This is a genomic window from Planomicrobium sp. MB-3u-38, from assembly GCF_002836425.1.
Lineage (GTDB): Bacteria > Bacillota > Bacilli > Bacillales_A > Planococcaceae > Planococcus > Planococcus okeanokoites.
This window is the reverse complement of the sequence record NZ_PJBO01000008.1, coordinates 1-14975: the sequence shown is the minus strand read 5'-3', so window position 1 is coordinate 14975 and position 14975 is coordinate 1. Positions and strand designations below refer to the sequence as shown.

General features: G+C 45.6%; 22 protein-coding genes. All 22 read left to right on the top strand.

The genetic code is table 11. The features are described from left to right. Positions 1-17 precede the first annotated feature (17 nt). The 22 genes from rpsH (at position 18) to CXF70_RS04100 (ending at position 14719) form a co-directional block, all read left to right on the top strand. The gene (gene rpsH / locus CXF70_RS04205) at positions 18-416 is read left to right on the top strand and encodes a 30S ribosomal protein S8 (protein WP_084242179.1); all 399 of its coding nucleotides are present in this window, start codon (positions 18-20) and stop codon (positions 414-416) included. A 30-nt stretch (positions 417-446) separates the two neighbouring features. Continuing rightward, positions 447-986 (top strand): 50S ribosomal protein L6, encoded by a 540-nt coding sequence (gene rplF / locus CXF70_RS04200; RefSeq protein ID WP_084242178.1) that lies wholly within the window; start codon positions 447-449, stop codon positions 984-986. A gap of 33 nt (positions 987-1019) precedes the next feature. Continuing rightward, positions 1020-1382 (top strand): 50S ribosomal protein L18, encoded by a 363-nt coding sequence (gene rplR / locus CXF70_RS04195; protein WP_084242177.1) that lies wholly within the window; start codon positions 1020-1022, stop codon positions 1380-1382. 20 nt (positions 1383-1402) lie between these two features. Next, entirely contained in the window at positions 1403-1903 is a 501-nt protein-coding gene (rpsE, locus tag CXF70_RS04190) for a 30S ribosomal protein S5 (protein WP_084242176.1), read from the top strand. A gap of 14 nt (positions 1904-1917) precedes the next feature. After that, positions 1918-2100, top strand: coding sequence for a 50S ribosomal protein L30 (gene rpmD / locus CXF70_RS04185; RefSeq protein ID WP_084242175.1), 183 nt, complete (start codon positions 1918-1920; stop codon positions 2098-2100). Between the two features lie 33 nt (positions 2101-2133). After that, on the top strand, positions 2134-2574 hold the full coding sequence (gene rplO / locus CXF70_RS04180) for a 50S ribosomal protein L15 (protein WP_084242174.1): 441 nt from the start codon (positions 2134-2136) through the stop codon (positions 2572-2574). Further along, positions 2574-3869 carry a preprotein translocase subunit SecY gene (gene secY / locus CXF70_RS04175; protein WP_084242173.1) on the top strand — a complete coding sequence of 432 codons (1296 nt, stop codon included), beginning with the start codon at positions 2574-2576 and terminating at the stop codon, positions 3867-3869. Before rplO ends, secY begins: the two co-directional genes overlap by 1 nt. A gap of 60 nt (positions 3870-3929) precedes the next feature. Beyond that, on the top strand, positions 3930-4583 hold the full coding sequence (locus CXF70_RS04170; RefSeq protein WP_101801659.1) for an adenylate kinase: 654 nt from the start codon (positions 3930-3932) through the stop codon (positions 4581-4583). Positions 4584-4998: 415 nt separating this feature from the next. Further along, positions 4999-5217, top strand: coding sequence for a translation initiation factor IF-1 (gene infA / locus CXF70_RS04165; RefSeq protein ID WP_006828950.1), 219 nt, complete (start codon positions 4999-5001; stop codon positions 5215-5217). Between the two features lie 37 nt (positions 5218-5254). Continuing rightward, positions 5255-5368: a 50S ribosomal protein L36 gene (gene rpmJ / locus CXF70_RS04160; RefSeq protein WP_006828951.1), complete on the top strand. Its 114-nt coding sequence runs from the start codon at positions 5255-5257 to the stop codon at positions 5366-5368. Positions 5369-5392: 24 nt separating this feature from the next. Beyond that, positions 5393-5758, top strand: coding sequence for a 30S ribosomal protein S13 (gene rpsM / locus CXF70_RS04155; protein WP_033542779.1), 366 nt, complete (start codon positions 5393-5395; stop codon positions 5756-5758). A gap of 25 nt (positions 5759-5783) precedes the next feature. Further along, positions 5784-6173, top strand: coding sequence for a 30S ribosomal protein S11 (gene rpsK, locus CXF70_RS04150; protein ID WP_006828953.1), 390 nt, complete (start codon positions 5784-5786; stop codon positions 6171-6173). A 129-nt stretch (positions 6174-6302) separates the two neighbouring features. Then, positions 6303-7247 carry a DNA-directed RNA polymerase subunit alpha gene (locus CXF70_RS04145; RefSeq protein ID WP_084242171.1) on the top strand — a complete coding sequence of 315 codons (945 nt, stop codon included), beginning with the start codon at positions 6303-6305 and terminating at the stop codon, positions 7245-7247. Positions 7248-7292: 45 nt separating this feature from the next. Then, positions 7293-7667: a 50S ribosomal protein L17 gene (rplQ, locus tag CXF70_RS04140; RefSeq protein ID WP_084242170.1), complete on the top strand. Its 375-nt coding sequence runs from the start codon at positions 7293-7295 to the stop codon at positions 7665-7667. Between the two features lie 602 nt (positions 7668-8269). Then, positions 8270-9118 carry an energy-coupling factor ABC transporter ATP-binding protein gene (locus CXF70_RS04135; protein ID WP_101801658.1) on the top strand — a complete coding sequence of 283 codons (849 nt, stop codon included), beginning with the start codon at positions 8270-8272 and terminating at the stop codon, positions 9116-9118. Further along, a complete protein-coding gene (locus CXF70_RS04130; protein WP_101801657.1) occupies positions 9094-9966 on the top strand; it encodes an energy-coupling factor ABC transporter ATP-binding protein in 873 nt (290 codons plus the stop codon). Before CXF70_RS04135 ends, CXF70_RS04130 begins: the two co-directional genes overlap by 25 nt. Then, a complete protein-coding gene (locus CXF70_RS04125; protein WP_101801656.1) occupies positions 9963-10760 on the top strand; it encodes an energy-coupling factor transporter transmembrane component T family protein in 798 nt (265 codons plus the stop codon). Before CXF70_RS04130 ends, CXF70_RS04125 begins: the two co-directional genes overlap by 4 nt. An 11-nt stretch (positions 10761-10771) precedes the next feature. Continuing rightward, positions 10772-11515, top strand: a complete 744-nt coding sequence (truA, locus tag CXF70_RS04120) for a tRNA pseudouridine(38-40) synthase TruA (protein WP_101801655.1) — start codon at positions 10772-10774, stop codon at positions 11513-11515. A 195-nt stretch (positions 11516-11710) separates the two neighbouring features. After that, positions 11711-12148 (top strand): 50S ribosomal protein L13, encoded by a 438-nt coding sequence (gene rplM / locus CXF70_RS04115; protein WP_084242165.1) that lies wholly within the window; start codon positions 11711-11713, stop codon positions 12146-12148. Between the two features lie 29 nt (positions 12149-12177). After that, positions 12178-12570 carry a 30S ribosomal protein S9 gene (rpsI, locus tag CXF70_RS04110; RefSeq protein ID WP_033542771.1) on the top strand — a complete coding sequence of 131 codons (393 nt, stop codon included), beginning with the start codon at positions 12178-12180 and terminating at the stop codon, positions 12568-12570. A gap of 156 nt (positions 12571-12726) precedes the next feature. Then, on the top strand, positions 12727-13794 hold the full coding sequence (locus tag CXF70_RS04105; protein WP_084242164.1) for an Mrp/NBP35 family ATP-binding protein: 1068 nt from the start codon (positions 12727-12729) through the stop codon (positions 13792-13794). 238 nt (positions 13795-14032) lie between these two features. Then, entirely contained in the window at positions 14033-14719 is a 687-nt protein-coding gene (locus CXF70_RS04100) for a KinB-signaling pathway activation protein (RefSeq protein WP_084242163.1), read from the top strand. The last annotated feature ends 256 nt before the right edge of the window (positions 14720-14975 follow it).

The window sequence follows — 14975 nt, the reverse complement described above, 5'->3', positions numbered from 1 at the left end:
GGAAGGAGGTAAATGTAATGACAATGACTGATCCGATTGCAGATATGCTGACACGCATTCGTAATGCGAATATGGTTCGTCACGAAAAATTGGAGCTTCCGGCTTCTAATGTGAAAAAAGACATCGCTGAAATTCTTAAGCGTGAAGGTTTCGTTCGTGACGTTGAATATGTTGAAGATGACAAGCAAGGCATGATCCGGATTTTCTTGAAATACGGAGCTAACAACGAACGCGTTATTACTGGATTGAAACGTATTTCAAAACCAGGACTACGTGTTTACGCTAAAACTGACGAGGTGCCACGCGTACTAAACGGTCTAGGAATCGCTTTAGTATCGACATCACAAGGTTTGGTAACTGATAAAGAAGCCCGCGCGAAACAAATCGGCGGAGAAATCATAGCATACGTTTGGTAATAAGCAACAAACGAATGGAGGTGCAAAGAAATGTCACGTGTAGGTAAAAAACCAATCGAGGTACCTTCTGACGTTACGATCACTCTTGGCGACAAGAACGAAGTAACAGTTAAAGGTCCTAAAGGCGAGTTGACTCGCGCATTTAACCAAGATATCACTATTTCTCTAGAAGATAACGTGTTGACTTTGACACGTCCTTCCGACTCTAAAGACCACCGCACAAACCACGGAACAAGCCGTGCATTGCTAGCGAACATGGTTACAGGCGTTTCACAAGGTTTCGAGCGCAGACTTGAACTAGTGGGTGTCGGGTACCGTGCTCAATTGCAAGGCAAGAAATTGGTTCTTAACGTAGGTTACTCTCACCCGGTTGAATTCACTCCGGAAGAGGGCGTTGAAGTTGAAGTCGAAGGAAACACAAAAGTTGTCGTAAAAGGCATCAACAAAGAACGTGTTGGAGCTCTTGCTTCAAACATCCGCGCTACGCGTCCGCCAGAGCCGTATAAAGGCAAAGGGATCCGTTACGAAGGCGAAGCAGTTCGTCGCAAAGAAGGTAAAACAGGTAAATAATGCTGCTTAGGCAGGCTGAAAGGAGTGACCTCAGTGATTACGAAACTCGATAAAAATGCATCTCGTAAAAAGCGTCATGCACGTGTACGTTCAAAAATTACGGGTACGACAGAACGTCCGCGTTTGAACGTATTCCGTTCGAATAAATACATTTACGCTCAATTGATCGACGATACAAACGGTGTAACACTTGCAAGCGCATCTTCAATGGATAAAGATTTTTCCGGAGATGTAACTGGCAACGTTGAAGCAGCAACTAAAGTCGGCGAAACAATTGCGAAAAAAGCTACTGAAAAAGGCTTGAAATCGGTTGTTTTTGACCGCGGTGGTTATTTATATCACGGACGTGTTAAAGCTCTAGCAGAAGCAGCACGTGAAAATGGTTTAGAATTTTAAAAGAAGGAGGGACACATTTCATGCGTCGTATTGATCCAAACAAACTTGAACTTGAAGAACGCGTAGTTACGATTAACCGCGTAGCGAAAGTTGTAAAAGGTGGACGTCGTTTCCGTTTCTCCGCATTAGTTGTTGTAGGCGACAAAAATGGTAAAGTCGGTTTTGGTACTGGGAAAGCACAAGAAGTTCCAGATGCAATCCGTAAAGCTATTGAAGATGCGAAGAAAAACCTGATCGAAGTACCTATGGTTAAAGGTACAACTCCACACCTAGTAACAGGACGTTTTGGCGCAGGCCAAATCCTTATCAAACCTGCTTCACCTGGTACAGGAGTTATTGCCGGCGGACCAGTCCGTGCGGTACTTGAGCTTGCAGGAGTACAGGATATTTTGTCTAAATCTCTTGGCTCTAACACACCAATCAACATGGTGCGTGCAACAATCAACGGTTTGACTCAACTGAAAAGTGCTGATGAAGTTGCAAAACTTCGCGGTAAAACTACAGAAGAGCTATTAGGATAAGGAGGGAAAATTACATGGCTACTAAACTAGAAATTACCCTCACAAAGTCTGTGATCGGTTCTAAACCGGCACAACGTAAAACTGTCCAGTCACTTGGTTTACGCAAAATGCATCAAACAGTCGAGCACCAAGACAATGCCGCTATCCGCGGTATGCTTGATAAAGTCGCTCACTTAGTTACTATTAAAGAAGTTTAATCCCTGATTTCTATAGAAGGAGGTGCCAACTAAATGAAACTTCATGAATTAAAACCAGCAGAAGGTTCACGCAGCTCAAGAAAGCGCATCGGACGCGGTATCGGTTCAGGTACTGGTAAAACAGCAGGTAAAGGTCATAAAGGTCAAAACGCTCGTTCAGGCGGCGGTGTCCGTCCTGGATTCGAAGGTGGCCAAAACCCATTATTCCGTCGTTTGCCAAAACGTGGATTCACTAACATCAACCGTAAAGACTATGCAGTCGTGAACTTGGATGTATTGAACCGTTTCGATGAAGGCACAGAAATTACACCTGCATTGCTAATTGAATCTGGTGTTGTCAGCAACGAAAGATCTGGAATCAAGATCCTTGGTAACGGTAGTTTAGAAAAGAAACTGAATGTTAAAGCTCACAAATTCTCTGGATCAGCTAAAGAAGCGATAGAAGCTGCCGGTGGACAAGCAGAGGTGCTTTAATGTTTCAGACAATCTCAAATTTTATGCGCGTGACTGATATTCGAAATAAAATCATCTTTACATTATTGATGCTCGTCATCTTCCGTATCGGAACTTTTGTTCCGGTGCCGAATGTCGACGCTTCAGTTTTGCAAGCTACTGATCAGATGGGTCTGATCGGATTCTTAAATACTTTCGGTGGAGGCGCCCTTGCTAACTTCTCGATTTTAGCGATGGGGATCATGCCATACATTACAGCATCGATCATCGTGCAATTATTGCAGATGGATGTTGTACCGAAATTTGCTGAGTGGGCGAAACAAGGGGAAGTCGGAAGACGGAAACTTGCTCAATTCACTCGCTACTTCACAATCGTACTTGCTTTCATCCAGGCAATTGGTATGTCTTATGGCTTTAACCAAATGTATGGAGGAACTTTGATTCAAAACGATACAATTTCAACTTATATTGTTATTGCGATTGTTTTGACTGGTGGTACGGCGTTTCTACTGTGGCTTGGTGAGCAGATTACGGCAAAAGGTGTGGGGAACGGTATTTCGATTATCATCTTCGCAGGGATTGTCGCTGCAGTACCAGGTGCAATTAACCAATTATATGCACAGCAGATCCAAGGAGCTGGAGATCAGCTTCCGATCAATATCGCTATCATGGCGTTGCTTGCATTAGCAGTTGTTGCCATTACGGTTTTGGTGATTTATGTTCAGCAGGCGCTGCGCAAAATTCCGATTCAGTATGCTAAACGCGTTGCTGGCCGCGGCCAGACGACAAGTGGGCAGCAAACGCATTTACCTTTGAAAGTGAACGCGGCCGGAGTTATCCCGGTAATCTTTGCAGTAGCGTTTATCATCACGCCTCAAACCATTGCTTCTTTCTTTGGAGCCAATGCGTTTACGGATGCTGTACAAAATACGTTTGACTATACTCAGCCTGTCGGCATGATCATTTATGTCGCTCTGATTATTGCATTCACGTATTTCTACGCATTCATTCAGGTTAATCCTGAGAACGTATCGGATAACTTGAAAAAGCAGGGTGCATACATCCCGGGAATCCGGCCGGGTAAAAATACACAGGATTATTTAACAAGCGTGCTTTACCGACTGACATTTGTCGGCGCTATCTTCCTTGCAGTCATTTCTGTTCTGCCGATTTTCTTCATTAACGTTGCGGGCTTGCCCCAATCAGCGCAAATCGGTGGTACCAGCCTATTGATCGTAGTAGGGGTAGCACTTGAGACAATGAAACAATTGGAATCGCAGCTTGTAAAACGTCATTATAAAGGCTTTATGAAATAAGATGATTGTGGTGGGAACGTGAGAACGTTCCTTATCCGCTTGTCTGAGGGGGCACTCCGTATGAATATCGTATTAATGGGTCTGCCTGGAGCCGGCAAAGGCACTCAAGCAGACAAAATTGTTGAGAAGTACGACATCCCTCATATTTCTACAGGTGATATGTTTCGCGCCGCTATCAAAGGTGGTACGGAACTAGGCTTGAAAGCAAAATCGTTCATGGATCAAGGTGCTTTGGTACCTGATGAAGTGACTATCGGTATCGTCCGTGAGCGTCTTAGCGAAGCGGATTGTGCAGAAGGCTTTCTATTAGATGGCTTTCCGCGTACAGTTCCTCAAGCTGAAGCTCTAGAATCTCTTCTTGCCGATCTTGGCAAAAGAATCGAGCATGTCGTAAATATCCAAGTTGAAAAAGACGAATTGATTGCACGTTTGACAGGCCGCTGGATTTGCAGAATCTGTGGAACTGCTTACCATACTGTATTCAATCCACCTCAAGTTGCAGGTGTGTGCGATAAGGATGGTGGAGAGCTCTATCAGCGCGAAGACGACAAGCCTGAAACCGTCACAAAACGTTTAGAAGTAAACATGCAACAAACACAGCCGCTTCTTGATTTCTACGGAGACAAAGGCGTGCTGAAAAATATAAATGGACAGCAGGACATTCAAAAAGTATTTGCTGACATTGATGCTCTTCTAAAGGGCGACCGAGGATAATCCCCGGCGCCGGGCGCAGTTAGTTGCCTCCATGCGGCTTTAAGGAGCACCGGAGATATGAATTTTCGAGAGCTGCAAAAGCTTGATGCTTATTATATGAAAGCCGGTGCGATATGTGCGCAGACCTGGTCTGAACCGTGCAATTCAGCACTGGAAATAGTATAATGGGTTTCGTGGAAGCATCTGTGTAACGGGTTTGGAACTCATCCTAAGCAGTCCGGGCGCTCGAGGATACGTGAGGCTGAAGGGCTTGACCGGATTTTCCCAACCTGCTCATTGCGGGAAGCGGAACTCGGAAGATGTCTTTTACATGTCACTCATGCAATCCTGGTGAATGAATAGAAATCAATTATTCAATCAGCAATTACTGTTTGAAGATGAGGGCTGACTTGTATACAGAAGGGAGACTGGGTCGATGGCGAAAGACGATGTAATTGAAATCGAAGGAACAGTCGTTGAGACTTTGCCTAACGCGATGTTTAAAGTAGAATTGGAAAATGGCCATACGATTCTTGCGCATGTATCCGGCAAGATCCGCATGCACTTTATCCGCATTCTACCAGGAGACAAAGTTACAGTTGAACTATCTCCTTACGATTTAACACGCGGTCGTATCACATACCGTTTTAAATAATCTTTTGCACTCCGGACTACTAAGGAGGTTGGGTTAGATGAAAGTGAGACCATCTGTGAAACCGATCTGCGAAAAATGTAAAGTTATTCGCAGAAACGGAAAAGTCATGGTAATCTGTGAAAATCCGAAACACAAACAAAGACAAGGCTAATATTGAAGGAGGTGCATCGAACACATGGCACGTATTGCTGGTGTTGACATTCCGCGCGACAAACGCGTAGTTATTTCATTAACTTACATTTTCGGTGTTGGTAAAACAACTGCTCAGAAAGTTCTTTCTGCTGCTGGTATCTCTGAAGATACACGAGTTCGTGATCTTACAGAAGATGAGTTGAACAATATCCGTGAACAATTGGATCAATACAAAATTGAAGGTGACCTTCGTCGTGAAGTATCAATGAACATCAAACGCTTGATGGAAATTGCTAGCTTCCGAGGTATCCGCCACCGCCGTGGACTACCTGTACGCGGTCAAAATACGAAGAACAATGCGCGTACGCGTAAAGGTCCTCGTAAAACTGTTGCGAACAAGAAAAAATAATCAGTAAAGGAGGTTTCTTCTTAACATGGCACGTAAACAACAAACTCGTAAGCGTCGTGTGAAAAAGAATATCGAATCAGGTATTGCTCACATCCGCTCAACATTCAACAACACAATTGTTACGATTACAGATATGCAAGGGAATGCAGTATCTTGGTCTAGCGCAGGTGCACTAGGATTTAGAGGTTCACGTAAATCTACACCTTTCGCTGCTCAAATGGCTGCAGAAACCGCTGCAAAAACATCGATTGAACACGGTCTTAAAACTTTAGAAGTTACAGTTAAAGGTCCTGGTTCAGGTCGTGAGGCTGCTATCCGTGCACTTCAAGCTGCCGGACTAGAAGTTACAGCTATCAAAGATGTAACTCCAGTTCCTCATAACGGTTGCCGTCCGCCAAAACGCCGTCGCGTATAATCGTTAATCTGAATAGGATTTTTGAACATCACGACTTACTGAATGTGTTCTGAATCGTTGCGAAAGTCTGTGACTATCGAATTCTTGGTTTAACGAAAAACACCGACGTTTTGAAGGAGGGTAAAATGAATGCTCGAAATAGAAAAACCAAAGATTGAAACGGTTGAGATCGATAGCAATGCCAAGTTCGGCAAATTTGTTATTGAACCCCTTGAGCGTGGATATGGAACCACTTTAGGAAACTCCTTACGTCGAATCTTACTTTCATCTTTACCAGGCGCTGCTGTTACTTCGATTCAGATTGATGGTGTATTGCATGAATTCTCCACTGTCGAAGGTGTAGAAGAAGATGTGGCATCAATCATCTTGAATATTAAGAAACTGGCTCTGAAAATTTACTCTGACGAAGAAAAAGTCATTGAAATTGATGTAAAAGGTGATGGAACGGTTACGGCTGCAGATATTACTCACGACAGTGATGTAGAAATTCTGAATCCGGATCTATATATCGCAACAATCGCTAAAGGCGGTCACTTACGTATGCGCATGTATGCGAACAGAGGCCGTGGATACGCTCGTGCTGATCAGAACAAACGTGAAGATCTTCCGATTGGCGTTATCCCGATTGACTCTATTTATACTCCAGTTTCTCGCGTCAATTTCCAAGTTGAAAATACTCGTGTGGGCCAGTTGGCGCATTTCGATAAACTTTCTCTTGATGTCTGGACAGATGGCAGCATCGGTCCGAAAGAGGCAATTGCGCTTGGAGCAAAAATCTTTACTGAGCATTTGAACATCTTTGTAGGATTGACGGATGAGGCACAAACTGCTGAAATCATGGTTGAAAAAGAAGAAGACCAAAAAGAGAAAGTCTTAGAGATGACTATCGAAGAGCTTGATCTTTCAGTCCGTTCTTACAACTGCTTGAAACGTGCGGGTATCAACACGGTACACGAACTGGCAAGCAAGTCGGAAGACGACATGATGAAAGTACGCAACCTTGGACGCAAATCACTTGAAGAAGTCAAAGTGAAGTTGGAAGATTTGGGATTGGGCCTTCGTAAAGAAGACTGAGTCCAAAATCGGATCCGAACTATTTAACAAAGGAGGGAAACTTCAATGAGAAAGCTTCAACGTACAAGTTCTCAACGTAAAGCACTATTACGTGACCTTACTACAGACTTAATCGTACACGAACGCATTCAAACGACTGAAGCTCGTGCGAAAGAAGTGCGCTCGACTGTAGAAAAAATGATCACTCTTGGTAAACGTGGGGATATCCATGCTCGCCGTAAAGCTGCAGCATACATCCGCCGTGAACTAGTAACAACTTCTGACGAAGAAGGCAACGAAAACACAATCTTTGCTTTGCAAAAATTGTTTGATGATGTTGCACCACGTTACGCTGACCGTCAAGGCGGCTACACACGCATCATGAAAATGGGGCCTCGTCGCGGAGATGGCGCACCAATCGTTATCATCGAGTTAGTTTAATATCTATCTTCCGAGTCGACATTGCTTCGGCATTGTCGATTCTTCCGAAGAGGGTTCATACCCTCTTCTTTTAGCATAAGGATTTATACGACACATATGAAAAGCTGAGCGTTACGATGAGCGAGCCCTTGGGCGGCGTCTTGTCTAGCTCTACGCACCTCATTCAACCCCGGCTTAAGCAACCGGGGAGCCATAGAGACAGAAAAGCGCATTTCTCTGAATGAGGTGCGCGCTTTTTTTTATTTATTTTACATATGCTTCTTCTACCTATATAAATTGAACTAGTAACTTTTAATAATTGATATTCCGCAAAACAGCTGCGCTTGCCGGGGGCTCGCGCTGAACTAACTCGGGCTAAATGCCCGAGTGGATTTCAGCACTTCGCTTAATCCCCAAGGCGTCTTCGCTGTTTTGCTCCATATCTCTAGAAATTTCTCTCAGCAAAGGCGCGGCTCCGGACTGGCCGGAGCAATAAGACGAGTGGTCTTCTCGGCTTATTGCGGGAGGCTTGTCCATAGCGCCGAAGCGGTATGTATAGTATTTTTAAGTTCAACCTATTGTAGTAGAGTAGAGATGAGATGAGCCAGAGGAGGTCAGACTAGATGAATTCGGAAATTTTGTCATTTGAAAACGTGACATTCACATATAATGCAGAAGACGGACCGGTACGTCCGGCAGTGGCAGATGTATCCTTTTCGATACAGCAAGGGGAATGGATCGCACTGGTGGGCCATAACGGTTCGGGGAAATCAACGATTGCGAAGCTGATGAACGGCCTGCTTTTCCCTAATAAAGGGAAAGTGAAAGTATTCGGGCAAGAGATGTCTGAAGAAACCTTATGGGATATCAGGTCTGACCTGGGAATGGTGTTCCAGAACCCAGACAATCAATTCGTCGGGGCGACCGTCCAGGATGATGTGGCATTTGCTCTGGAAAATAACGGGGTGCCTCATGCAGTGATGGTGGAACGGGTCCATGAAGCATTGAGCCAAGTGAAAATGGAAGACTATAAAGACCATGAACCCCACCATTTGTCGGGGGGACAAAAACAGCGGGTAGCGATAGCCGGAGCGCTGGCCATGCGGCCTAAACTGTTAATCTTGGATGAAGCGACGTCCATGCTCGACCCCCAGGGGAGAATGGAAGTCATTGAAACGATACGCCGCTTGCGGGAGTCGACCGGATTGACGGTAATTTCGATTACGCATGATCTGGAAGAAGCGGCTCTGGCAGAACGCATCATTGTGATGAACCTTGGCCAGAAGAATATGGAAGGCACACCTGCAGCTGTTTTTAGCCAAGGCAGCAAGTTGACGGATATGGGACTGGATCTGCCTTTTGCGATGCGGATGACGCATTTATTGCAGGAGGCTGGAATAGGGCTTCAGGAAGAACATATGACAGAAGATAAGTTGGTGGATGAACTGTGGAAATATTACTCAAAGGCGTAGGCTATAGTTACGCTGAAGATACGCCATTTGAAAAGAGGGCATTAACGGATGTTGACCTTCATATTCCGTCAGGTTCCTATACCGCGATCATCGGCCATACAGGTTCCGGCAAGTCGACAGTCCTGCAGCATCTGAATGCGCTGTTAAAACCGACAGAAGGCGTTGTGATGATTGGGGACCGGAAAATTGAAGCGGGTGTAAAAGCCAAAGATCTGCGGAATGTCAGGCGGCAGGTGGGCATTGTGTTCCAATTTCCTGAACAGCAGCTGTTTGATGAAACCGTTTTGAAAGATATCATGTTTGGTCCGCTGAATTTCGGTGTGCCTGAAAAGGAAGCAGAGCGACGGGCTCGCGAACTTGTCGTGCAACTCGGCTTGCCTGAGGGCGTATTGGAGAAATCCCCCTTCGACCTGTCCGGCGGCCAGATGCGCCGTGTCGCTATTGCGGGCGTATTGGCGATGGAACCGGAAGTTCTGGTGCTGGATGAACCGACGGCTGGCCTTGATCCAAGGGGACGCCGGGAAATCATGGATCTGTTCCATGAACTTCATATTACAAAAAACCTGACGACGGTGTTGGTGACGCACAGCATGGAAGATGCGGCGAGATACGCGGACCGGGTCGCGATCATGCATAAAGGCCGATGCGTGGTCACGGGTGAACCGAAAGCGATCTTTTCGAATGAAGAGCAATTGCGGGATTACAGTCTTCAGCCGCCGCGCAGTGTCCGGCTGCAGCGGGATTTTGAAGAACGCACCGGCTTGAAGCTGGGCGAGGTTTCATTGACTGAAGAAGTATTGGCGAAAAATATTGCTTTGGCGATGGCGGATGGGGGTGGATCCCTATGATGGAGAAAATGATTTTCGGCAGGTTCATTCCTGGTGATTCGGTGGTCCATCGCATGGATCCACGGGCAAAGATCCTGTTTGTCTTCCTGTTTATCGCCATTGTCTTTGTCGCCAATAATGCGTGGGGCTATGCCATATTACTCGGCTTCACGCTGCTGGTTGTCTTTCTTTCGAAGATTCGCCTATATTTTTTGATAAACGGATTGAAACCGGTCTTTATCCTATTGATCTTCACTTTTTTCCTGCATCTCTTTTTCACCAGAGAAGGAGATCTCTTATTCAGTTTCGGCTTTATAGAAGTTTACGAGGAAGGCTTGAGGCAAGGGATATTCATATCCATCCGATTTTTGGTGCTGGTATTCATAACCAGCGTGCTGACACTGACGACTTCGCCGATTTCGATAACAGACGGCATCGAAGTGCTGCTTGGCCCCTTCAAGAAGATTAAATTGCCGGTACATGAACTGGCGTTGATGATGTCCATTTCGCTGCGCTTCATCCCGACATTGATGGATGAAACCGGCAAGATTCTAAAAGCGCAAATGGCGCGGGGTTCCGATATCGGTTCTGGTCCGATGAAAGAGCGGGTCAAAGCCGTCGTGCCTTTGCTTATTCCGTTGTTTGTCAGTGCCTTTAAACGCGCTGAAGACCTGGCGACGGCCATGGAAGTTCGCGGTTACCGCGGCGGAGAGGGCAGGACGCGCTACCGCCAGTTGAACTGGCAGCTGGCGGATACGCTCAGCTTAGTACTGCTCGCAGGCCTGACAGTGGCGTTATGGTATTTCCGGGCGTAAGGAGAGAAATTATGAAACGAATGAAAGCGGTCATCGCTTATGATGGCTCAGGCTTCGCAGGCTATCAGATTCAGCCGGAAGCCCGGACGATCCAAATGGAATTAATGAAAGTGCTGAAGAATATCCATAAAGGCCGAGATGTGCAAGTCGTGGCAAGCGGACGGACGGATGCGAAAGTGCATGCCACTGGCCAGGTGATCCATTTTGATACGGATTTCAATATACCGGTCGAAGGATGGTTAAAAGCGCTGAATGTGCTGCTGCCGGAAGATATCCGCGTTTTCTCTATCGAAGAGGCGACACCTGAATTCCATGCTCGTTACCATACAATCGGTAAAACATACCGCTATAAATGGGACCGCAGCAAAATCATCAGCCCTTTTACCCGGAATTATATGGTGCACCTGAAACAACGGCCGGACGTAGATGCTATGCGCAAGGCGGCTAAAGCTGTCCTGGGCACTCATGACTTTTCCAGTTTTTGCGCCGCGAACACAGGGGTAGTCGATAAAGTGAGGACTATCCGGCGCTTGGATTTCGAGGAGCACGGCGAAGAATTGCACATGGTGATTGAAGGATCCGGCTTCCTCTATAATATGGTGCGCATCATTGCCGGCACATTATTCGAAGTGGGCATCGGCAAACGGAAGCCGGAAGAGATGGCTGGAATCATCCGTTCTGCTGACCGGGGGGCGGCAGGAAAGACGGCTGCGGCGCATGGCCTATACCTCGAAAATGTGGAGTATGAAAGCTGAAGCAACCATTCCAGGTGTTTTTAGAAAAACGCTTGACTTTCTGGCGCTGGCGTTATATGATGATGTATGGTATTTTCATTACCCCCACGATATGCCCCGGAAGGTTATTAGTGTTTGGGATAACGAAAAAACGGAACAGCGGAACACTGTATTTTTAACATTAAAACGATACGATTTATTAGGAGGACAATATACATGCGTACAACATTCATGGCTAAAGGTCACGAAGTAGAGCGTAAATGGTTGGTTGTCGATGCAGAAGGGCAAACTCTTGGACGTTTAGCTTCTGAAGTCGCTTCAATCCTACGCGGTAAATACAAACCAACATTCACACCAAACGTTGACACTGGTGATCACGTAATCATCATCAACGCTGACAAGATTCACCTTACAGGCAAAAAGCTTACGGACAAAATCTACTATCGCCACACACAATTCAGCGGTGGTTTGAAACAGCGTACAGCTCTTGAAATGCGCACGAAATACCCAACGAAAATGCTTGAATTGGCTATTAAAGGGATGCTTCCTAAGAACTCTCTTGGACGCCAGATCTTCAAGAAACTTCACGTATACGCAGGACCAGAACACAACCATCAAGCACAACAACCGGAAGTTTACCAACTTCGCGGCTAATAATCAGTAAATAAGAGGAGGATACACCTTTGGCACAAGTTCAATATTTAGGTACAGGTCGCCGTAAAAACTCAACAGCCCGCGTCCGTTTAGTACCAGGAGACGGCACAATCACAATCAACAACCGCGACGTATCGGATTACGTTCCATACGAAACTCTTGAGCAAATCATCAAACAACCACTAGTAGCTACTGAAACTCTTGGAAGCTATGATGTTCTTGTAAACGTAAGAGGCGGAGGCTTCACAGGTCAAGCTGGAGCAGTACGCCACGGAATCGCACGCGCTCTACTTACTGTAGATCCTGCTTTCCGTCCGGCACTTAAATCTGCTGGATTGCTAACTCGTGACCCACGTATGAAAGAGCGTAAGAAACCAGGTTTGCGTTCAGCTCGTCGTGCACCACAGTTCTCAAAACGTTAATATCACTAAAACCCCTTTCTCTTTGGAGAACAGGGGTTTTATTTTTTGCATCAGGGACTTTTCGGGTTTTCTACTATAAGAAGACAGAATTAATTCAAAATAATTAACGCTATGTTATACTTTACGGTGAGCAAAAGTGATAAGGAGTGTATATATATGTTGACTGAAGTACAAGTTCGCGAATTACTCGGAGAAGTACAAGATCCGTTTTTACATAGATCGCTGGCAGAGACAGATGGCATTACTTCTGTAAGAATCAAAGAAGAAAAGAAACATGTTAGTGTAAAATTGGCGATCGCCAAAGTGAATACACCTGAACAGATGCAATTGCAGATGAAAGTCGTTGAAATCCTAAAAGGAGCGGGAGCCGATTCAGTCGGAATCCGTTTTGAAGAGCTAGCGCCTGAAGCAATGGCGAAATTCCGTGGAACGGCAAATGAATCCGAAGCACAGGATTTATTGTCTCCATTGAATAAAGTCGAATTCATCTCGATTGCCAGCGGGAAAGGCGGCGTCGGGAAATCGACAGTTTCCGTCAACCTGGCGATTGCACTAGCGCGTCTCGGTAAAAAAGTCGGTTTGATCGATGCGGATATTTATGGGTTCAGTGTTCCAGATATGATGGGCATTGAGAAAACACCTGTTGTGCGCGGAGATACAATCATTCCGGTCGAACGTTTCGGTGTCAAAGTCATTTCGATGGGCTTCTTCGTTGAAGAAAATATGCCGGTCGTATGGCGTGGGCCAATGCTTGGCAAAGTGCTTGATCAATTCTTCCGCGATGTGGAGTGGGGCGATCTGGACTATCTTCTATTGGACTTGCCGCCAGGAACGGGAGATGTCGCGCTTGATATCCACCAGATGCTGCCGGCTTCAAAAGAGATTGTCGTTACAACTCCTCACCCGACAGCTGCTTTCGTAGCAGCGCGCGCCGGAGCGATGGCTTTGCAGACGGACCACGAAGTATTGGGTGTCATCGAAAACATGTCCTGGTTTGAAAGCAAGGAAACAGGCAAGAAAGAGTATCTATTTGGACAAGGCGGCGGACCGAAACTTGCAGAAGAATTGCAGGTACCGTTGCTTGGACAGATTCCTCTCGGCCAGCCTGACTGGAACGAAGCAGATTTTGCGCCTTCGGTTTACCTTGAAGATCATCCTACAGGGAAAATCTATGGGGATATCGCAGAAACCATTCTTAAGCAATTTGCGGCAAAAGGCCAATAAATTATAATAATGAATCCGGAACCTTCGAAGGGGTTCCGGGTTTTTATTTGATCAAAATTTTTCATAGTTGCTGCAGGTGGAAATTTTTTTAAGAATATCTGTTTTTAAAATTGTGCCGAATCGGCGAACAGATGCCGTGACTTCAAGGTTTGTTCACATCTCACCGGTTTCGTTTATGGATTTTTGCCCACCTGATTGGTACAATCTTAAAAGAAGTTCAAATAACGGAGGCATTAATGTGACAATACGAAATTGGGTAAAGTTCTTTATAAATGCAATGTTGATAGGTGGAGCTATAACCGGGATCCTCGGTTTATTCATAAGATGGAATGATGTTTTCGCTGAACCATTCGCAAATGGCAACTGGGGAGAGTTCATCGCCGGTTTTGTATGGATGGTAGTTGTGGGCATGACGATGAGTTTGATTGCGCAGATGGGATTTTTCGCCTATTTAACCATCCACCAGTTCGGAATCAATATGTTCCGTACCTTGACCCTATGGAATTGGGTTCAGCTATTGATCATCGCGGTAGTAATTTTTGATCTGATTGTTTTCCGATTCATGCCGAATGCTGATACGGCGGCGCAAGGCTGGCTTTATGCAGGTCTTCTGACTATTTTAATCGTCACAGCGGTGGTGACAGCTTACTTCAAAGCGAAGTGGACGACGAAATCCACTTTCATTTCCGCGCTGTTCTTTATGATTGCAGTCACTACACTTGAATGGCTGCCTGCGCTTATGGTCCAAGCAGGAAACGTCGACAGCTGGGTGACATTGCTGCTGTTTCCATTCCTGGCGGTGAATGCTTATCAATTATTGGTGCTGCCGAAATACAATGCCAAGTCCGATGAAGATCGGCAAAAGCTTGAAGAGCGTCGAGCAGCCCGTAAAGAAAATGCTAAACCGGCTGTAAAAAAATCGTAGATTCTAAAATGCCTGCTGAGGATGCAGGCATTTTTTTATTGGGGAATTTTTGAGGGAATGGTGGAAGCACGAATCCTGATTTCAGAGGGCTGGTTCTTAGAGCGGGAAAAGAATTACAGAAGGAAAAAAGTAATTTCAAAAAAACTTTTCAAAATCTGTTGACAGTGAAATGAAGATGCTTTAATATAATAAAAGTCGCCAAGCAACACAGACGACAACATGAACCTTGAAAACTGAACAGCAAAACGTCAACAAA